Origin of the sequence: Kocuria sp. CPCC 205258 (assembly GCF_040981005.1) — a bacterium.
Taxonomy (GTDB): domain Bacteria; phylum Actinomycetota; class Actinomycetes; order Actinomycetales; family Micrococcaceae; genus Kocuria; species Kocuria rosea.
Window position 1 is genome coordinate 279,850 of the sequence record NZ_JAVKPS010000004.1, and the last position, 19,445, is coordinate 299,294.

The following is a 19,445-nucleotide window of genomic DNA, read 5'->3' on the forward strand; positions in this document are numbered from 1 at the left end:
GGACGAGGTCTCACCGTGTCACCTTCCCACGCCAAGTCGCGCCCCGCGTCGCGATCCACCTCCCCCGGGAAGCCGGCGGGCAAGCCGTCCGGGAAGCCCACCCGGGCGCAGAAGCGCGAGGCGAAGAAGCAGCGGAAGGCGACCAAGGGACCCGGGTTCCTCGGCCAGATCAAGCAGGTCTTCAAGATGACCCGCGAGGTCGAGCCCAACATCGGCTGGTGGATGCTGCTGATCGGCCTCGGGGTCCTGCTGGTCTTCCTGCTCATCGGCGTGCTCCTCGGCAACTGGATCACCGGGCTGCTCATCGGCCTGCCGTTCGCCCTGCTGGCCGCCTCCTTCTACCTGTCCCGGCGGGCCGAGCGCGCCGCGTTCGCCCGGATCGAGGACCAGCCCGGGGCCGCCGGCGCCGCGCTGTCCGCGCTGCGCCGCGGCTGGATCGTCGAGGACCAGCCGGCCGCCATGGACCCGCGCACCCGCGACCTCATCTTCCGGGCCATCGGCCGGCCCGGGGTGGTCCTCGTGACCGAGGGCCCCGCGGGGCGGGTCGACAAGCTCGTCGCCAAGGAGCGCCGCCGGATCGGCCCCGTGATCCAGAACGTGCCGATCCACGTCATCAAGACCGGCAAGGGCGAGGGACAGGTGCCCCTGCGGGAGCTGTCCAAGCGGATGAAGAAGCTCGACAAGAAGCTCACCCAGCAGGAGGTGCAGACCGTGCACAAGCGGATCAGCACCCTGGGCAACCGCCTGCCGATCCCCAAGGGCGTGGACCCGATGCGCGCCCGCCCGGACCGCAGGGCCATGCGCGGCCGCTGAGCCGCGGGCCCCACGACACGCACCACGACACGCTCGGAGCCCCCCGCCTTCCACGGAAGGCGGGGGGCTCCGTCGTCGTCGTGCCGGGTGCCGCGCCCGGCGCCGCGCTCAGCGCGTGCGGACGAGGATCGTCTCCGCCGCCCGGTCGTGCAGGCCGCGCTGGTCCGGGTCGAACACGACCGCCGGGATCACGAGGCACAGCAGGAGGGAGCGGACCGCGGCGCGGGCGAACCCCGCCGGCCGCCCGGCCAGCGCCTGCACCTGGAGGCCCAGGAGCAGGTGCCCGGGGGTGTGGCCGGTCGCGCCGACCAGCAGCACGTTGAGCACGAACAGGAACGCCAGGGTCATCAGGCCCTCCTCGTTCCACTGGGGCACGAGCCACTCGGCGAGGCCCCAGCACAGGAACCAGTCCACCACCAGGGCCACGATCCGCCGCCCCACGCGTCCCACGGAGCCCGGCCCCTGCTCCGGTCGCCCGAGGCGCTGCCCCGGGTACTGCTGCCGCCCGGTCCCCGGCCCCTCGAGCCACGAGCCCACGTCACGTCTGTCGATCATCCCCTCAGGGTATCGGGGCGGGACTCCCCTAGACTGACGGGAGACCGTGGCTCCCCGGAGGTCCTCCGCGTAACACCGAGGAAACACCCGGGACACGGGGCCTTAATGCCCGGTCCGTAGCGTTGTCCCCGGAAACGGACGCCGCACGAGCATTCCCGGCACGGCGGTCCAGCCCACCTAACAAGGAGAACAGCACATGTTCCAGACACCCGAGGAAGTCCTCACGTTCATCAAGGACGAGGAGATCGTCTTCGTCGACGTCCGGTTCACGGACATGCCCGGCGTGCAGCAGCACTTCAACCTCCCCGCCAAGTCCGTGGACGACGACTTCTTCGAGCACGGGCAGCTGTTCGACGGCTCCTCCATCCGGGGCTTCCAGGGCATCGCCGAGTCCGACATGCAGCTCATCCCGGACCCGACGTCGGCCTTCGTGGACCCGTTCCGGGTCGAGAAGACCCTCGTGGTCACCTGCTCGATCGTGAACCCCCGCACCGGTGAGCCCTACCACCGCGACCCCCGCGGCGTCGCCGAGCGCGCCGAGGCGTACATGGCGTCGACCGGCATCGCGGACGTCGCCAACTTCGCCTCCGAGGCCGAGTTCTTCATCTTCGAGGACGTCCGCTACGACATCCAGCCGCAGGGCTCCTTCTACGCCATCGACTCCGACGAGGCGTCCTGGAACACCGGGCGCAAGGAGGAGGGCGGCAACCTGGGCAACAAGACCGCCACCAAGGGCGGTTACTTCCCGGTCTCCCCGGTCGACAAGCAGGCCGACCTGCGCGACGCGATGTGCGTGGCCCTGGACGAGGTGGGCCTCGAGGTCGAGCGCTCCCACCACGAGGTGGGCGGTCCCGGCCAGGCCGAGATCAACTACAAGTTCAGCACCCTCACCCGGGCGGCCGACGACCTGCAGAAGTTCAAGTACGTCATCAAGAACACCGCGGACGCCTTCGGCAAGTCGGCCACGTTCATGCCCAAGCCCGTCTACAACGACAACGGCTCCGGGATGCACTGCCACCAGTCCCTGTGGAAGGGCAGCGAGCCGCTGTTCTACGACGAGAAGGGCTACGCGGGCCTGTCCGACATCGCCCGCTGGTACATCGGCGGCCTCCTGGAGCACTCCTCGGCCGTGCTGGCCTTCACCAACCCGACGGTGAACTCCTACCGCCGCCTGGTCAAGGGCTTCGAGGCGCCGGTCAACATGGTGTACTCGCAGGGCAACCGCTCCGCCGGCATCCGCATCCCGATCACGGGCACCAACCCGAAGGCCAAGCGCCTCGAGTTCCGCGCCCCGGACCCCTCGTGCAACCCGTACCTGGCGTTCGCCGCCCAGCTGATGGCGGGCCTCGACGGCATCCGCAACCGCATCGAGCCGGCCGACCCGATCGACAAGGACCTCTACGAGCTGCCCGCCGAGGAGGCCAAGGACATCAAGAAGGCCCCGGCCTCGCTCGAGGAGGCGCTGCTGGCCCTCGAGGCGGACCACGAGTTCCTGCTCGCCGGTGACGTCTTCACCGAGGACACCATCCAGTCCTGGATCGAGTACAAGCGCGAGTTCGAGCTCAAGCCGCTGTCCGTGGTCCCGCACCCGCTGGAGTTCTCGATGTACTACGGCGTCTGATCCGCACGGATCGACCGCTTTTCACGGGGAAGGCCCCGGACCCCGCGCGGGGGTCCGGGGCCTTCCCCGTGCCGCGGGCGGCACGACGACACCGTCGGTGGCACCGTCAGTGCCCGTAGAAGAGCCGCTCGAACACGGCCCGGGCCTTGCGGGTGGTGCGCAGGTAGTCCTCCTCGAGCCGGCCGGCGCATCCGTGGGGGTACCCGCACCAGCGGGCCACCGCCTCGAGGTCGGCCCGCTTGGCGGGCAGGGCGTCGGAGCGGCGCCCGGTCCGCAGGACGTTGCCGTTGCGCACCGCCGTGGCCAGCCGCCACGCGGCGGACAGGGCCAGGGCGTCCTCGGCGCTCACGAGACCGGCCTCCTCGGCGGCGTGCAGGGCCCGCAGGGTGCTCGTGGTCCGCAGCCCCTGGATCCGGTGCCCGTGCTGGAGCTGCAGCGTCTGGACGAGCCACTCGACGTCCGAGAGCCCCCCGCGGCCCAGCTTCAGGTGCCGGGCCGGGTCCGCGCCGCGCGGCATCCGCTCGTTCTCCACGCGGGCTTTCATCCGCCGGATCTCCAGCAGCTGGCGCTCCGTGAACTCCGCCGGGTACCGCAGCGGGTCCACGACCCGCCGGAACGCGTCGGCCAGCTCGTCGCTGCCGGCCAGGGGCAGCGCCCGGGTGAGCGCCTGGAACTCCCAGGTCTGCGCCCACCGGGCGTAGTACTCGGCGTAGGACTCGACGGAGCGCACCATGGGCCCCTGCTTGCCCTCGGGGCGCAGGTCGTTGTCGATCTCCAGCACGCGCTCCGCCACGATGGGCGGCGTGCAGGGCGCCTTGAGCAGCTGCACCATCCGCTGCAGCAGGGTCTCGGCCTGCTCCCGGGCCGCGGCGGGGTCCGCGTCCCCCACCGGGGCGTAGACGTACATGACGTCGGCGTCGGAGCCGTAGCCGATCTCCCGCCCGCCCTGCCGGCCCATCGCGACGACGAGGACGTCGGCGAGCCGGCCGGCGCGGTCGTAGACCTCCCGCTCGGCCACGTGCAGGGCGCCCAGGACGCAGACCCGGTCGATGTCGGACAGCGCCGCCACGACCTGCTCGACGTCGAGCAGCCCGGAGGTGTCCGCGAGCGCCACGCGCAGCTCCTCGCGGCGCCGGATGAGGCGGATCATCCGCACGGCCTCCCCGGGGTCGGGGTGACGGGCCATCTGGGCGCGGATCTCGCTCCACAGCGTCTCGAAGGGCACCGGGCACAGCTCGTCGTCCTGGCCGAGCCAGGCGGTCGCCTCCGGAGAGTTCTCCAGCAGGTCGGTGACGTACCGGGAGCTGGAGAGGATCTGGCACAGGCGTTCGGCGGCGGCGTTCGAGTCGCGGAGCAGGCGCAGGAACCAGGGGGTGGTCCCGAGGGACTCGGAGAGCCGCCGGAAGCCCAGCAGCCCGGCGTCGGCGTCGACGCCGTCGGCCAGCCAGGCCAGGAGCACGGGCAGCAGGGTGCGCAGGATCTCGGCCCGCCGGCTGACGCCGCGGGTGAGCGCCTCGATGTGGCGCACGGCGGCCTTCGGGTCCCGGTAGCCGAGCGCGGCGAGCCGGTCCCGCACCGACTCCGCCGAGAGCTGGGTGTCGGTCTCGGGCAGGTGGGCGAGCGCGGCCAGCAGCGGCCGGTAGAAGATCCGCTCGTGCATCCCCCGGACGCTGCGCTTGACCTTGCGCCACTCCTCGAGCAGCGAGTCGCCGGAGGGGCGGGCGGTGTCCGCGGCGCCGCGCAGGGAGCGGGCGATGACCGTGAGCTCCTGCTCGCCCCGCGGCATGAGGTGGGTGCGGCGCAGCCGGAACAGCTGGATGCGGTGCTCCAGGAGGCGCAGCCAGCGGTAGTGGGCGGAGAACTGCTCGCTGTCCCGGCGGCCGATGTAGCCGCCGTCGGAGAGCGCGGCCAGGGACTCGGTCGTGGCCTGGGTCCGGACCCGCTCGTCCGTGCGCCCGTGCACCAGCTGGAGGAGCTGGACGGTGAACTCGACGTCGCGCAGCCCGCCGGGGCCCAGCTTGATCTGGCGCTCGCCCTCGGCGGCCGGGATGTTGTCGGTGACCCGCCGGCGCATGGCCTGCACGGACTCGACGAAGCCCTCGCGCCCGGAGCTGCGCCACACGAACGGCTCGATGGCCTTCCGGTAGGCCTCCCCGAGCTCCGGGTCCCCGGCGACGGGCCGGGCCTTGAGCAGGGCCTGGAACTCCCAGGACTCGGCCCACCGCTCGTAGTAGCGCACGTGCGAGTCCAGGGTGCGCACGAGCGGCCCGTCCTTGCCCTCGGGCCGGAGGTTGGCGTCCACCTCCCACAGCGGGGGCTCCGCGCCGCGGGCCATGAGCGCCCGGGCGGTGCCCGTGGCGAGGGCCGTGGCGATGACGGTGGCCTCCGCCCCGTCCAGGGGCTCCGCGCCGTCCGGGTTCTCGACGGCCATGACGTGGACGACGTCGACGTCGGAGATGTAGTTGAGCTCCCGGGCGCCGCACTTGCCCATCCCGATCACGGCGAGCCGCACCCGGTCGACGGTCTCGGGGGCCCAGGTCCCCGCCGCCTCCGCCCGGGAGACGGCGAGCGCCCCCTCGAGGGCCGCGGCGGCCAGGTCGGCGAGCTGGCGGCCCACCGCGGGCATGTGGTCGGCGGGGTAGAGGGCCCCGACGTCCCGGATCGCGATGCGCGTCAGCTCCCGCCGGTAGGCCGCGCGCAGGGCGCTGCAGGCGGCGTCACCGGTCCCGGCGGCCACCGGGGTCCGCGCGGCGGGGTCCGCGCCGACCGCCGTCAGCAGCGCGTCCCGGAACTGCTCGCCGGGGATCTCCGCCGGCTCGGCGGCGGCCGGCTCCGCGAGCAGGTCCAGGTGCTCGGGGCGCCGGAGCAGGAACTCCCCGAGCGCCTCGGAGGAGCCCAGGAGCCGGAACATGGCCTCGGAGGCCTCCGGGCCGGCGTTGATCCGCTCGGCGAGCTCCGGGGAGCCCTCGAGGAGCCGGACGGTGAGCCGCAGGGCGACGTCGGGCGAGGCCGCCAGGGCCAGACCCTCCAGCAGCCGGTCGAGGTCGACCTCGGCGAGCTCCGGGAAGCCGAGCCAGCGCTGGGCGTTGCCCGTGTCCGCGAAGCCGACCTTGATGAGACGGCCGGACGGGACGGTGCCCGCCGGGGCCGCGGACTGGGGAGGGTGTGTCATGGGACGGTCCGTCCGGGGTCAGAGGATGCCGAGGTTGTTCTTGAGCTCGAAGTGCGTGACGACCCGGCGGTAGTCGTTCCAGTCGCGGCGCTTGTTGCGCAGGAAGTAGTCGTAGACCTGCTCCCCGAGCAGCTCGGCCATGAACTCCGACTCCTCGGTCTCCCGGATGGCGTCGTACAGGCTCGAGGGCAGCGGGTTGTGGCCGAGGGCGCGGCGCTCCGCGGAGCTCATCGCCGCGACGTCGTCCAGCTCCACGGGCGGGAGCTCGTACTCGTTCTCGATGCCCCGCAGCCCCGCGGCCAGCAGCGCGGCGTAGGAGAGGTAGGGGTTCGTGGCGGAGTCGATGCCGCGGTACTCGATGCGCGCGGCCTGCACCTTGTCCGGCTTGGACAGGGGCACCCGCACGAGCGCGGAGCGGTTGTTGTGGCCCCAGGACTGGTAGGAGGGGGCCTCTCCCCCGCCCCACAGCCGCTTGTAGGAGTTGACGAACTGGTTGGTCACCGACGTGAACTCGGGGGCGTGCCGCAGGATGCCGGCGATGAAGTGCCCGGCCGTGCGGGAGAGGCGGAACTCGGATCCGGCCTCGAAGAAGGCGTTGGTGTCCCCCTCGAACAGCGAGAAGTGGGTGTGCATGCCGGAGCCGGGGTGCTCGGTGAACGGCTTGGGCATGAAGGTCGCGTACAGCCCCTGCGAGAGCGCGACCTCCTTGATGACCGTGCGGAACGTCATGATGTTGTCGGCCGTCTGCAGGGCGTCGGCGTAGCGCAGGTCGATCTCGTTCTGCCCGGGGCCGGCCTCGTGGTGCGAGAACTCGACGGAGATCCCGACGGCCTCCAGCATGTTCACGGCCTTGCGCCGGAAGTCCTGCACCACGCCGCCCGGCACGTGGTCGAAGTACCCCTCGTGGTCCACGGGCGTGGGCCGGCCCTCGGCGTCGAGGTCCGCGGACTTCAGCAGGTAGAACTCGATCTCCGGTGCCGTGTAGCAGGTGAAGCCCATGTCCGAGGCCTTCTCCAGGACGCGCTTGAGCACCCCGCGCGGGTCCGAGGAGGAGGGCTCGCCGTCCGGGGTGAGGATGTTGCAGAACATCCGGGCGGTGGGCTCCGTCTCGCTGCGCCAGGGCAGGATCTGGAACGTGGACGGGTCCGGCTGCAGGAGCATGTCCGCCTCGGAGACCCGCGACAGGCCCTCGATGGAGGAGCCGTCGAAGCCGAGCCCCTCCTCGAAGGCCGCCTCGACCTCGGCGGGGGCCAGGGCCACCGACTTGAGGCTCCCGACGACGTCCGTGAACCACATGCGCACGAAGCGCACGTCGCGCTCCTCGATGGTCCTGAGGACGAACTCCTGCTGACGGTCCATGGTTGTCTTCCTCGTCTTCCTGCCCGGGAGTGCTGTGCCGCCCGGGCACGCCTGCTGTCCCGCCCACTCTAACGCGCTGCCCCGCCGCGCCCGCCGGACCGGACGGCGCGGACGGGCGCGCCCGATAGGGTGGGGCCATGACCCAGGAGACACCCCGTCCGGCACCGGGCGCGCTGGACGTGCGCCGGGTGCGCACGCACCACCTGCGCGAGGCCAAGCGCCGTGACGAGAAGTTCACGATGCTCACGTGCTACGACGCCCTGACGGCGGCGATCTTCGATGCGGCCGGCGTCGACTCGCTGCTGGTCGGGGACTCCGCGGGCAACAACGTCCTGGGCCACTCCAGCACCCTGCCCGTCACCGTGGACGAGCTGCTGCCGATGTGCCGTGCCGTGTCCGGCGCCGTCGAGCGCGCGTTCGTGGTGGTGGACCTGCCCTTCGGCTCCTACGAGGCCTCCCCCGAGCAGGCGGTGGCCACCGCGGTGCGCTTCCTCAAGGAGGGCGGCGCGCACGCGGTGAAGCTCGAGGGCGGGGCGTGGTTCGCCCCCCACGTCCGGGCCATGGTCCAGGCCGGGGTGCCCGTCGTGGCCCACATCGGCTTCACCCCGCAGAGCGAGCACGCCCTGGGCGGGTACCGGGTGCAGGGCCGCGGCGACGCCGCGCGCACGCTCGCGGAGGACGCCCGCGCCCTCGAGGACGCCGGGGCCTTCTGCCTGGTGATGGAGATGGTCCCGGCGGAGGCCGCCGCGGCCGTGGACGCCGCCCTGGAGATCCCGACCGTGGGCATCGGGGCCGGGCCCGCGACCACCGGCCAGGTGCTCGTGTGGCAGGACATGCTGGGGCTGCGCCGGGGCCGGATGCCGCGCTTCGTCCGGCAGTACGCGGACCTGCACGGGGTGGTTTCCGACGCCGTGGGCCGCTACGTCGAGGACGTGCGCTCGGGGGCCTTCCCGGCCCCGGAGCACGGCTTCTGAGCCACCGCGCCCGGCGCACCGTTCCGGGGCGCCCCGGCCGTCGGGGCACTGCGCCCGCGGCGGATCAGCCCTCCTCGAAGGCGCGGTCCTCCTCGTCCCACTGCCGGGTGCGCTCCGCGGCGAGCTTCAGCGCGTTCTGCGCCTCCTCGCGCGTGGCGTAGGGCCCGAGCAGCTTGCGGTAGTCCGACTGCGGGCCCTCCTCGACCTGGTGGGTGTAGGTGTTGAACCAGTACTCGGCCATGACCTCTCCTCTCGGTGGCCGCCGGGCCCCGGTGACCGGACCGGCCCCGTGCCCGGCGCGCTAGGGTAGATCCTAGGCCCGGACCGGCCCGGACGGGGCCGGCCCACCCGATCCAGGAGGTCCAGACCCCCGTGCCCACGCACAACCTCACCGCTCCCGCCCCCGGCGGCACCGCCCCCGTCGGCGCCCTCGCCCCCGGCTCCGTGACCCCCGGCCGGCCCGTGCCGGCGTCCATCCCCCGCCCCGAGTACGTGGGCCGGGCGGAGCCGGACGAGGGCCGCGGCGGCAACGTCTACACCCCGGACGAGATCGAGCTCATCCGCGCGGCGGGCCGGATCGCGGCGCGCGCCCTGCAGGAGGCCGGCCGGGCCGCCGTGCCGGGCACGACCACGGACGAGCTCGACCGGATCGCCCACGAGTACCTGTGCGACCACGGGGCCTACCCCTCCTGCCTGGGGTACCGGGGCTTCCCCAAGTCCATCTGCACGTCCCTCAACGAGGTGATCTGCCACGGCATCCCCGACTCCACGGTGCTGGAGGAGGGCGACATCATCAACCTGGACGTCACGGCCTACAAGGACGGCTTCCACGGCGACACCAACCGGATGTTCCTGGTGGGCGAGGTCGACGAGCAGTCCCGCCTGCTGGTCGAGCGCACCGAGGAGGCCCTGAACCGGGCCGTCAAGGCCGTCCGCCCGGGCCGCGAGATCAACGTCATCGGCCGCGTCATCGAGAAGTACGCCCGGCGCTTCGACTACGGCGTGGTGCGGGACTTCACCGGCCACGGGGTGGGCCGGGAGTTCCACTCCGGGCTGATCGTCCCCCACTACGACGCCGCGCCGTCCTACTCCACCCCGATGGTCCCGGGCATGGTCTTCACGATCGAGCCCATGCTGACCCTGGGCACGATCCAGTGGGAGCAGTGGGACGACGACTGGACGGTGACCACGCGCGACCGGCGGCGCAGCGCGCAGTTCGAGCACACCATGGCCGTCACCGAGGACGGGGCGGACGTCCTCACCCTTCCGTAGGCCCTGCCGTAGACTGCCCACTGATCATCCGACCACGGCCCCACGAGAGGACCGCCCCATGACCACACCAGACCGCGACGTCGCCGCCGTCCCGAACCGCCGCGTCATCGGCATCGACTTCGGCGGCACCGGGACCAAGGGCGGGATCGTGGACCTCGACACGGGCGAGCTCGTCGGCGAGCGCTTCCGGATCGCCACCCCCCGCCCGGCCACCCCCGAGAAGGTCGCGGAGGTGATGCAGCAGATCGTCGCGGAGCTGCAGTCCCGTCCCGAGGCTCCCGCCCCCGACTCGCCCGTGGGCATCGTCTTCCCGGCGATCATCAAGGAGGGCGTGGCCCTGTCCGCGGCGAACATCGACAAGTCCTGGATCGGCACGGACGTCGACGGCCTCATGACCGAACGGCTCGGCCGTCCGGTCGAGGCCCTCAACGACGCCGACGCCGCGGGGCTGGCCGAGGCCGTCTACGGCGCCGGACGGGGCGTCAAGGGCCTGGTCATCGTGATCACCCTGGGCACCGGGATCGGCTCCGCCCTGATCCTCAACGGCAAGCTCGTCCCCAACGCCGAGCTGGGGCACCTGGAGATCGACGGCCACGACGCCGAGACGAAGGCGTCCGCCGCCGCGCGCGAGCGCGAGGACATGCCGTGGAAGAAGTGGGCGACCACCCGCCTGCAGCGCTACTTCAGCCACGTGGAGTTCCTGTTCTCGCCCAACCTGTTCGTGGTCGGCGGCGGGGTGTCGAAGAAGGCGGAGAAGTTCCTCCCCTTCATCGAGCTGCGCACGCCCGTGAAGGTCGCCGAGCTCCGCAACAACGCCGGGATCGTGGGCGCCGCCCTGTGGGCCGGCATCCCGCACGCGCCCGAGAGCTGAGCCCGGTCCGACGACGACGCCCGGTCACCTCCGCGAGGAGGTGACCGGGCGTCGTCGTGACCGGGCGGGAACGATCCGGCCGGGGGCAGAAAAAACCCGCCGGGGGCCGCGGCTTCCCCTCCGCAGCCCCCGGCGGGAGCTTGTTGTGGACCCCACTCTACGGTCCTCCTCCGGCCTGCGGCAAGGGACACGCCGGGACGTGGCGGCCGGAGCCGGTGCGCCGCGCGGGCGGGTCGTCAGAGCAGCCTCGGCTGGGACACGCCCTCGAGGCCCTTGCCCCGCGGCCGCCGGCCGCTGCGCTTCCGGGCGGCGCCGATGGGCTCCACGGTGGCGGGGATGGTCTGCTGCCCGGTCTGCTCGGCCTGCTGCCGGCGCAGGAGGTCGATCGCCTCCTCGAAGTCCCCCAGGCCGTCGAAGGCCTGGTAGACGCTGGCGAAGCGCAGGTACGCCACGACGTCCAGCCGGCGGAGCGGGGCCAGGATCGCGAGCCCCACCTCGTGCGCCTCGATCTCCGCGGCGCCCAGCGCCCGGATCGTCTCCTCGACCTCCTGGGCGAGCATCGCGAGGTCGTCCTCGCTCACCGGCCGCCCCTGGCAGGCCTTGCGCACCCCGTTGACGATCTTCTGCCGGTCGAAGGGCTCGGTGACGCCCGAGCGCTTGATGACCGAGATGGTCGTGGTCTCGAGCGTGGTGAAGCGCCGGCCGCACTCGGAGCACTGGCGGCGGCGGCGGATCGCCGTCCCGTCGTCCGTGGTGCGGCTGTCGACGACGCGGGAGTCGGTGTGACGGCAGAACGGGCAGTGCACGGTCGGATCAGCTCCCGGTGCGGATCGTGATGGCCCGGCCGTGCGCGGGCAGGTCCTCGGAGCGCGCGACGGCCACGATGTCCTCCCCGATCACGGCGAGCGCGTCCTGGGTGTACTCGACGATCTGCACCGCCTTCATGAAGGCGGTGGTGGACAGGCCCTGGGCGTGCACCGCCGTCCCGCCCGTGGGCAGCACGTGGTTCGAGCCCGCCGCGTAGTCGCCGAGCGGGACGGGGCTGTAGGGCCCCAGGAAGATCGCCCCCGCGTTGCGCACCCGGGCGGCGACCTCCTGCGGGTCGGCGGTGTGGATCTCGAGGTGCTCGGCGGCGTAGGCGTCGGCCACGGCGATCGAGGAGTCGAGGTCGTCGGTGAGCACGATCCCGGACTGCGGCCCGGACAGGGCGGTGGTGATCCGCTCCCGGTGCTTCGCCTCGGGGACCTGGACGGCGAGCTCCGCGGCGACCCGCTCGGCGAGCCCGGGCGAGTGGGTGATCAGCACCGCGCCGGCGGCGGGGTCGTGCTCGGCCTGGGAGATCAGGTCGGCGGCCACGTAGGCCGGCACGGCGGTGTCGTCGGCCAGCACGGCGATCTCGGTGGTCCCCGCCTCGGCGTCCACGCCGACCACGGAGCGGAGCAGGCGCTTGGCGGCGGCGACGTAGACGTTGCCCGGACCGGTCACGGTGTCGACCGGCTCGAGGACGTCGTCGCCGTCCGTGACCCCGTGGGCCATGGCGGCCAGCGACTGGGCGCCGCCGATGGCCCAGACCTCGTCCACCCCGAGCAGCCCCGCGGCCGCGAGGATCGTGGGGTGCGGCAGGCCCCCGAACTCCTTCTGCGGCGGGCTGCACAGCACCACGGAGCCGACCCCCGCCGCCTGGGCTGGGACGACGTTCATGACCACGGACGAGGGGTAGACGGCCAGCCCGCCGGGCACGTAGAGCCCCGCCCGGCGCAGGGGCGTCCACCGGTGCACGAGCACGGCGCCGGGCGCGACCTCGACGCGGGCGTCGGCCGGGCGCTGCGCCTGCGCGAAGGCCCGGGTGCGCTCGATGGCAGTCTCCAGGCCCCGGCGCACGGCCGGGTCCAGCTCGTCGACGGCCCGCCGGATCTCCGCCGGGTCGACGCGCAGCCGGTCCTGGGCCACGCCGTCGAAGCGCTGCGCGTAGCGGCGCAGCGCGACGGCGCCCTCGGTGCGGACCGCGGCGATGATCTCCTCCACGGCCTGCTGCGCCGAGGCGAGCGACGTGGAGCTCTGCCGGGGCACGGCCGCCCGCAGATCGGACCAGGACAGGTGCCGGCCGCGCAGGTCGATCGTTCGCAGGACGGGAGTCGTGGTCGTCTCAGCAGTAGTCACGCTCTCCATGGTATTCCACCGCGGCGCCCGGCCGGGTGCCGGGCCTTGCGCTCCGCCGCCCGGTGGGCTACACCTCCAGGCAGGTCGGGCCGAGCAGCACCTTGAGGTCCCCGAACAGCGCCGGTGAGGGGTTCACGCGCAGATCGGGGCCCAGGCGCAGGACCTGCACCTTCTGGCGGGTCTCGAGGTGGATGCGCACCTCGGAGTCCCCGCGGTGGTTGCGCAGCACCGCGCCGATCTCCTTGACCGTCTCCTCCGTGGCGCGGAACTCGGGGAGGGCGATCAGCACGGGGCCGCTGTGCCCGTCCGCCGAGAGCTCCGGCACGGTGAGCTCCTGCGCGGAGATCGTCACCGACCCGTCGTCCCGGCGCTGCAGCCGGCCCTTGATCACGCAGATGAGGTCCTCCGCGAGCACGCCCGCGATGGGGGCGTAGGCCTTGCCGAAGAACATGATCTCGATCGAGCCCGTCCGGTCCTCGAGCTCCACCCGCGCGTAGGCGTTGCCCGAGGTCTTGGCGATCCGCCGGGACAGGGAGGTGATCATGCCCGCCACGGTCACCACGGCTCCGTCGGGCCGGCCGTCCTCGCCGAGCAGAGGCTGGATCGAGGTGTCGGCGTACTGCCCGAGCGCCTCGTCGAGGCCGCGCAGCGGGTGGTCGGAGACGTACAGGCCGAGCATCTCGCGCTCGAAGGCCAGCAGGTCCTTGCGCTCCCACTCGGGCACGTCCGGCACCGCGACGGTCAGCGACGTCGAGGGGTCCTCGTCGTCCAGCCCCATGCCCCCGAAGAGGTCGAACTGCCCGGCCGCCTCCTGGCGCTTGACGGCGACCGTGGCGTCCACGGCCTCCTCGTGGCAGAGCACGAGTCCGCGCCGGGTGTGGCCCAGCCGGTCGAAGGCGCCCGCCTTGACCAGGGACTCGATGGTGCGCTTGTTGCACACCACGGCGGGGACCTTCGCGAGGAAGTCGTTGAAGGAGGTGAAGGCGCCGTGCTCCTCCCGGGCCTCGACCATCGCGCTGACCACGTTGGCGCCCACGTTGCGCACCGCGCCCATCCCGAAGCGGATGTCGGTGCCCACCGGGGTGAAGTTCAGCGCGGACTCGTTGACGTCCGGGGGCAGCACGGTGATGCCCATCCGGCGGCACTCGGTGAGGTACAGGGCGAGCTTGTCCTTGTCGTCGCCCACCGAGGTGAGCAGCGCGGCCATGTACTCGGCCGGGTAGTGCGCCTTGAGGTAGGCCGTCCAGTAGGAGACGAGGCCGTAGGCGGCGGAGTGGGCCTTGTTGAACGCATAGTCGGAGAAGGGCAGGAGGATGTCCCACAGGGCCTTGATCGCGGCCTCGGAGTAGCCGCGCTCCACCATGCCGCCGTGGAAGCCCTCGTACTGCTTGTCCAGCTCCGACTTCTTCTTCTTGCCCATGGCGCGGCGGAGGATGTCCGCCTGGCCGAGCGTGAAGCCCGCGACCTTCTGGGCGATCGCCATGACCTGCTCCTGGTAGACGATCAGGCCGTAGGTCGTGTTGAGGATCTCCGCGAGCGGCTCCTCGAGCTCGGGGTGGATCGGGGTGATCTCCTGCTGGCCGGTCTTGCGCAGCGCGTAGTTCGTGTGCGAGTTCGCGCCCATGGGCCCCGGACGGTACAGCGCGATGACCGCGGAGATGTCCTCGAAGTTGTCGGGGCGCATGAGCTTGAGCAGCTGGCGCATGGGCCCGCCGTCGAGCTGGAACACCCCGAGGGTGTCGCCGCGGGCCAGCAGCTCGTAGGACTCGGCGTCGTCGAGCAGGAGGTTCTCGAGGTCGAGGACGAACCCGTCCTGGTTCAGCGTGATGTTCTCGATCGCGTCGGAGATGATCGTGAGGTTGCGCAGCCCCAGGAAGTCCATCTTGATCAGCCCGAGCCCCTCGGAGGTGGGGTAGTCGAACTGGGTGATGACCTGCCCGTCCTGCTCGCGGCGCATGATCGGGATGATGTCGATCAGCGGGTCCGAGGACATGATGACGCCCGCCGCGTGCACCCCCCACTGCCGCTTGAGCCCCTCGAGGCCCTCGGCGGTGTCGAAGATCTTCTTCGCCTCCGGGTCCTGGGCGAGGATCTCGCGCAGCTCGTCGGCCTCCCCGTAGCGCTTGGCGCTCTCGTCGTAGACGTCCTTGAGGGAGATGCCCTTGCCCATGACGTCCGGCGGCATGGCCTTGGTCAGCTTCTCCCCCATCGAGAAGGGGTAGCCGAGCACGCGCGAGGAGTCCTTGAGCGCCTGCTTGGCCTTGATGGTGCCGTAGGTGACGATCATGGCCACGCGCTCGTCGCCGTACTTCTCGGTGACGTAGTGGATCACCTCGGAGCGGCGGCGGTCGTCGAAGTCGACGTCGAAGTCGGGCATGGAGACGCGGTCCGGGTTGAGGAAGCGCTCGAAGATCAGGCCGTGCTCCAGCGGGTTCAGCTCGGTGATGCGCATGGCGTACGCGACCATCGAGCCGGCCCCGGAGCCGCGGCCCGGGCCCACCCGGATCCCGTTGTTCTTGGCCCAGTTGATGAAGTCGGCCACCACCAGGAAGTACCCGGGGAAGCCCATCTGCAGGATAATGCCCTTCTCGTAGTCCGCCTGCCGCTGGACGTCCTCGGGGATCCCGCCGGGGAAGCGGTGGTGCAGGCCCCGCTGCACCTCCTCGACGAACCAGGACTCCTCGTCGTGGCCCTCGGGGGTCGGGAAGCGGGGCATGTAGTTCGCGGAGGTGTCGAACTCGACGTTGCACCGCTCCGCGATCTCCAGGGTGTTGTCGCAGGCCTCGGGGAAGTCCCGGAAGAGCTCCCGCATCTCCGCCGGGGACTTCAGGTAGAACTCGTCGGCGTCGAACTTGAACCGCTTCGGGTCCGCCAGCGTCGAGCCGGACTGCACGCACAGCAGGGCGGCGTGGGACTTCGCGTCCTCGGCGTGGGTGTAGTGCAGGTCGTTGGTGGCCACGAGCGGCAGCTGCAGGTCCTTGGCGAGCTTGAGCAGGTCGCCGGTGACCCGCTTCTCGATCCCCAGGCCGTGGTCCATGAGCTCGCAGTAGTAGTTCTCGGCGCCGAAGATGTCGCGGAACTCCGCCGCGGCCTGCCGCGCCTCCTGGTACTGGCCCAGGCGCAGACGGGTCTGCACCTCGCCGGAGGGGCAGCCGGTGGTCGCGATGAGGCCCTTGCCGTAGGTGTTCAGCAGCTCGCGGTCCATGCGCGGCTTGTACAGCTGGCCCTCCAGGGACGCCAGGGACGAGGCGCGGAACAGGTTCTGCATGCCCTGGGTGGTCTCCGCGAGCAGCGTCATGTGCGTGTAGGCGCCGCCGCCCGAGACGTCGTCCCGGCCGCCGTCGGCGAACTTCACGCGGGTGCGGTCGGAGCGGGCGGTGCCCGGCGTCAGGTAGGCCTCCACGCCGATGATGGGCTTGATCCCCGCGTTGCGGGCCTTGTTCCAGAAGTCGAAGGCCCCGAAGACGAAGCCGTGGTCGGTCGTCGCCAGGGAGGACATCCCCAGTTCGTGGCAGGCCTCGAAGAGGTCGTCGAGGCGTGCCGCACCGTCGAGCATCGAGTACTCGGTGTGCACGTGGAGGTGGGTGAAGCTGTTCTTGCCGGTCGCCGTCGTCACCCGACCAGTGTAGTGGTCCGCACCGACCGCTCCGCCCCGCCGGGGCCGTCCCGCGGCGGCCGGCTCCCCCGGCCGGCGCCGCTCCGCCGGGTCAGGCGGGACCGCCGTCGCGCAGCGTCTCGAGGGCGAAGGAGAGGTCCGGCGGGTACGGGCTCTCGTACTCGACGGGCTCCCCCGTGCCGGGGTGCTCGAAGCCCAGGCGCTTGGCGTGCAGCCACTGCCGGGTGAGCCCGAGGCCGGCCGACAGCGCGGGGTCCGCGCCGTAGGTGAGGTCCCCGCAGCACGGGTGGCGCAGCGCGGAGAAGTGCACGCGGATCTGGTGGGTGCGTCCGGTCTCCAGGTGCACCTCGACGAGCGCCGCCCGGCCGAAGGCCTCCAGGACCTCGTAGTGGGTGATCGACGCGCGGCCGCCGTCGACCACGGCGAAGCGCCAGTCGTAGCCGGGGTGGCGCCCGATCGGCGCGTCGATCGTCCCGCGCAGCGGGTCCGGGAGGCCCTGCACCACCGTGTGGTAGACCTTCGTGACCGTCCGGTCCTTGAAGGCGCGCTTGAGCGCGGTGTACGCGCGCTCGGTGCGGGCCACGACCATCAGCCCGGACGTGCCGACGTCGAGCCGGTGCACCACACCGGCCCGTTCGGGGGCGCCGGAGGTGCTCACGGTGACGCCCGCGCCCGCCAGGGCCCCGACCACGGTCGGTCCCTTCCAGCCCGGCGAGGGGTGCGCGGCGACGCCGGGTGGCTTGTCGATCACCACGATGTCGTCGTCCAGGTGCACCACGCGGAAGTCCTCGACCAGCTGGGGCACGATCCGGGCCGGGTCCTCGGGGACGGGCACGTGCACGGTGAGGGTCTGCGAGGCCTCGACCCGGAAGGACTTGGCGACGGGCCGGTCGCGGTGCAGCACGCGGCCCTCGGCGCAGAGCACGGCGGCCGCGGAGCGGGAGAGCCCGGTGAGGGCGGCCACGGCGGCGTCCGCGCGCTGGCCCTCGAGCTCGGGCGGCACGGTGAAGCGCTCCTGCAGGTGCTCCTCGGGCTCAGCCACGGGTGCCCTCCTCCTCCGGCGAGGCCTCGACCCGCTGCGCGTCCGGGGTGCCCGCGCCCGTGCGGGTGCCGTCGAGCTCCCGGCCGAGCAGCGTCAGGAGCACCACGAGGGAGACCCCCACGACCACCCCGCAGTCGGCGATGTTGAAGATCGCGAAGCGCGGCACGGCGATGAAGTCCACCACGTGGCCCATCCCGGAGCCGGGCTCCCGCAGGAGCCGGTCGGTCAGGTTGCCGAGGGCGCCGCCGAGGACGAGCCCCAGGGCCAGGGCCCACGCGGCCGAGCGGACGCGGCGGAGGGTGAGCACGATGAGGACGGAGACGACCACCATGACCAGGGTGAAGACCCAGGTGATGTTCTCCCCCAGGGAGAACGCGGCGCCGGGGTTGCGGATGAACTGCCACCACAGCAGTCCCTCGACCACCGGCGTCCGCTGGCCGAGCTCCATGGTCGCGACGACCCACCACTTGGTGAGCTGGTCCGCGGCGTACACCAGCAGCGCGGCGGCCGCGGCGAGGAGGAGGACGCCCCGCGGGGTCCGGCGGTCGGGTGCTCCGGCGGGGACTTCGGGGGACTCGCTCATGCTCTCCTCGGGTGGCGGGGCGGGGATCAGGCCCACCCCGGGGTGGCGGGGCGGCGGGGACGTCGGCCCCGTTCCATGGTGCCACGTCCGCCCGGGAGCCATCCGCCCCGGGAGCACCCCGCCAGGGGCGGCCCGAGCGGGCGACGACGGAGGGACCGGCACGTGGCCGGTCCCTCCGCGGGGTGCGCGTCGCGGCGCGGCGGCTAGGCCTGCTCGGACCGGATCGGGGCGGCGGCGCCGTCGGCGGCCGGTGCGGGCTCCAGGGACGGGGTGGTGTCCAGGTCCTGCAGCTGGTCCTGGATGTACGCCTTGAGGTTGGTGCGGTAGTCCTGCTCGAAGGCGCGCAGCCCCGAGACGCGGGCCTGCAGCTCGGCCTGCTCCTCCTGGAGGGCCGTGAGGGTCTCCTCGCGCGTGCGCTGGGCGTCCGTGACGAGCTCCTCGGCCCGCTCGCGGGCCTCGCCGACGATCCGGTCCCGCTCGGCGGTGCCCTCGGCGACGTACTCGTCGTGCAGCTTCTGGGCCATCGCCAGGACGCCGGCCGCGGACTGCGCCGCACCGGAGGTGGGCGCGGTCTCCGCGGGGACGGTCTCGGCGGCTCCGGTGCCGGCCGCGGCGGGCGAGGTCCGCTCCTCCGCCTCCTGCGGCGCACCGCCGGCGACCGGGGCGGGGGCCTCGACGGTCTCCCCAGCGGTCTCTCCGGCGGTGGTGTCCTCGGCGACCGGGAGGCCGGGCTCGGAGACGGGCGACGGCGCGGAGTCCTTGGGAGCGACGGGCTGCCCGGCGGCCTCGAGCTGCTGCTTGAGGTCGGTGTTCTCCTGGTTCAGGCGGCGCAGCTCCACGACGATCTCGTCGAGGAAGTCGTCGACCTCGTCCTGGTCGTAGCCCTCCCGGAACTTGGTGGGCTGGAACCGCTTGTTGATGACGTCTTCGGGCGTCAGAGCCATGGGTGCATTCCTTCGTGGGCGGAGCGCGGGCACGGCCCGCGGCGGGGGATCCGTCCGACCGGGGCCGGGGCGGCGCGGTGGCCGGCGCCCGGTGGTCGTGCGGTTACAGCGTACAGGCCGGTCCCCGGCGGGCCGGGTCGGACCGGCACGGGATCAGACCAGCACTGCGTCAGACCAGCATCGAGCCGATGATGCCCTGGACGATGCTGACGGCGAAGATGAGGATGAGGAACCCGAGGTCCAGCGACACCCCGCCGAAGCGCAGGGGCGGCACGATCCGCCGGAGCCACCGCATCGGCGGGTCGGTGACGGTGTACACGGCGGAGGCCCCGACGAGGGCGGCTCCGCGGGGCCGCCAGTTGCGGGCGAACATCTGCACCCAGTCGAGCACGAGGCGCGCGAGCAGCGCGACGTACACGAGGTGCAGTGCCAGGTACAGCACGGAGAGCAACAGGTCCATCGG

Annotated in this window: 16 protein-coding genes; 5 read left to right on the top strand and 11 right to left on the bottom strand. The window is 72.5% G+C overall.

Annotated elements, in window-relative coordinates:
* The first annotated feature begins 15 nt into the window (after positions 1 to 15).
* The gene (locus tag RF644_RS09625) at positions 16 to 813 is read left to right on the top strand and encodes a DUF4191 domain-containing protein (protein ID WP_109268761.1); all 798 of its coding nucleotides are present in this window, start codon (positions 16 to 18) and stop codon (positions 811 to 813) included.
* 108 nt (positions 814 to 921) lie between these two features.
* Here RF644_RS09625 and RF644_RS09630 read toward each other — a convergent pair whose 3' ends face one another.
* Complete coding sequence (locus tag RF644_RS09630; protein ID WP_368796345.1) at positions 922 to 1,368, bottom strand: RDD family protein; 447 nt, start codon at positions 1,366 to 1,368, stop codon at positions 922 to 924.
* Between the two features lie 196 nt (positions 1,369 to 1,564).
* Here RF644_RS09630 and glnA (RF644_RS09635) point away from each other — a divergent pair, with 196 nt between their 5' ends.
* Entirely contained in the window at positions 1,565 to 2,989 is a 1,425-nt protein-coding gene (glnA, locus tag RF644_RS09635) for a type I glutamate--ammonia ligase (protein ID WP_368796346.1), read from the top strand.
* Between the two features lie 106 nt (positions 2,990 to 3,095).
* On the opposite strand, the gene RF644_RS09640 is transcribed toward glnA (RF644_RS09635), so the two are convergent.
* Positions 3,096 to 6,161 (bottom strand): bifunctional [glutamine synthetase] adenylyltransferase/[glutamine synthetase]-adenylyl-L-tyrosine phosphorylase, encoded by a 3,066-nt coding sequence (locus RF644_RS09640; protein ID WP_368796347.1) that lies wholly within the window; start codon positions 6,159 to 6,161, stop codon positions 3,096 to 3,098.
* Between the two features lie 18 nt (positions 6,162 to 6,179).
* Complete coding sequence (gene glnA, locus RF644_RS09645) at positions 6,180 to 7,520, bottom strand: type I glutamate--ammonia ligase (RefSeq protein ID WP_017834147.1); 1,341 nt, start codon at positions 7,518 to 7,520, stop codon at positions 6,180 to 6,182.
* 137 nt (positions 7,521 to 7,657) lie between these two features.
* Here glnA (RF644_RS09645) and panB point away from each other — a divergent pair, with 137 nt between their 5' ends.
* Complete coding sequence (gene panB / locus RF644_RS09650) at positions 7,658 to 8,494, top strand: 3-methyl-2-oxobutanoate hydroxymethyltransferase (protein WP_368796348.1); 837 nt, start codon at positions 7,658 to 7,660, stop codon at positions 8,492 to 8,494.
* A 64-nt stretch (positions 8,495 to 8,558) separates the two neighbouring features.
* On the opposite strand, the gene RF644_RS09655 is transcribed toward panB, so the two are convergent.
* A complete protein-coding gene (locus RF644_RS09655) occupies positions 8,559 to 8,735 on the bottom strand; it encodes an SPOR domain-containing protein (protein ID WP_017834145.1) in 177 nt (58 codons plus the stop codon).
* Positions 8,736 to 8,866: 131 nt separating this feature from the next.
* Between RF644_RS09655 and map the strand changes: the two genes are divergently transcribed.
* Both map and ppgK read left to right on the top strand, forming a co-directional pair.
* Complete coding sequence (gene map / locus RF644_RS09660; protein ID WP_336649341.1) at positions 8,867 to 9,766, top strand: type I methionyl aminopeptidase; 900 nt, start codon at positions 8,867 to 8,869, stop codon at positions 9,764 to 9,766.
* A 58-nt stretch (positions 9,767 to 9,824) separates the two neighbouring features.
* Entirely contained in the window at positions 9,825 to 10,637 is an 813-nt protein-coding gene (ppgK, locus tag RF644_RS09665) for a polyphosphate--glucose phosphotransferase (protein ID WP_017834143.1), read from the top strand.
* 236 nt (positions 10,638 to 10,873) lie between these two features.
* On the opposite strand, the gene nrdR is transcribed toward ppgK, so the two are convergent.
* The 7 genes from nrdR to RF644_RS09700 form a co-directional block, all read right to left on the bottom strand.
* Positions 10,874 to 11,443, bottom strand: a complete 570-nt coding sequence (gene nrdR / locus RF644_RS09670) for a transcriptional regulator NrdR (RefSeq protein WP_081994156.1) — start codon at positions 11,441 to 11,443, stop codon at positions 10,874 to 10,876.
* A gap of 7 nt (positions 11,444 to 11,450) precedes the next feature.
* On the bottom strand, positions 11,451 to 12,806 hold the full coding sequence (gene hisD / locus RF644_RS09675) for a histidinol dehydrogenase (RefSeq protein WP_368796349.1): 1,356 nt from the start codon (positions 12,804 to 12,806) through the stop codon (positions 11,451 to 11,453).
* A gap of 58 nt (positions 12,807 to 12,864) precedes the next feature.
* Positions 12,865 to 16,413, bottom strand: coding sequence for a DNA polymerase III subunit alpha (dnaE, locus tag RF644_RS09680; protein ID WP_017833675.1), 3,549 nt, complete (start codon positions 16,411 to 16,413; stop codon positions 12,865 to 12,867).
* A gap of 91 nt (positions 16,414 to 16,504) precedes the next feature.
* Positions 16,505 to 17,455: an RluA family pseudouridine synthase gene (locus tag RF644_RS09685; protein ID WP_368796350.1), complete on the bottom strand. Its 951-nt coding sequence runs from the start codon at positions 17,453 to 17,455 to the stop codon at positions 16,505 to 16,507.
* On the bottom strand, positions 17,448 to 18,038 hold the full coding sequence (gene lspA, locus RF644_RS09690) for a signal peptidase II (protein ID WP_368796351.1): 591 nt from the start codon (positions 18,036 to 18,038) through the stop codon (positions 17,448 to 17,450). Before lspA ends, RF644_RS09685 begins: the two co-directional genes overlap by 8 nt.
* 203 nt (positions 18,039 to 18,241) lie before the next feature.
* Positions 18,242 to 18,982 (bottom strand): DivIVA domain-containing protein, encoded by a 741-nt coding sequence (locus RF644_RS09695; RefSeq protein ID WP_368796352.1) that lies wholly within the window; start codon positions 18,980 to 18,982, stop codon positions 18,242 to 18,244.
* 169 nt (positions 18,983 to 19,151) lie between these two features.
* A complete protein-coding gene (locus RF644_RS09700; protein WP_017833679.1) occupies positions 19,152 to 19,442 on the bottom strand; it encodes a YggT family protein in 291 nt (96 codons plus the stop codon).
* Between the last annotated feature and the right edge of the window lie 3 nt (positions 19,443 to 19,445).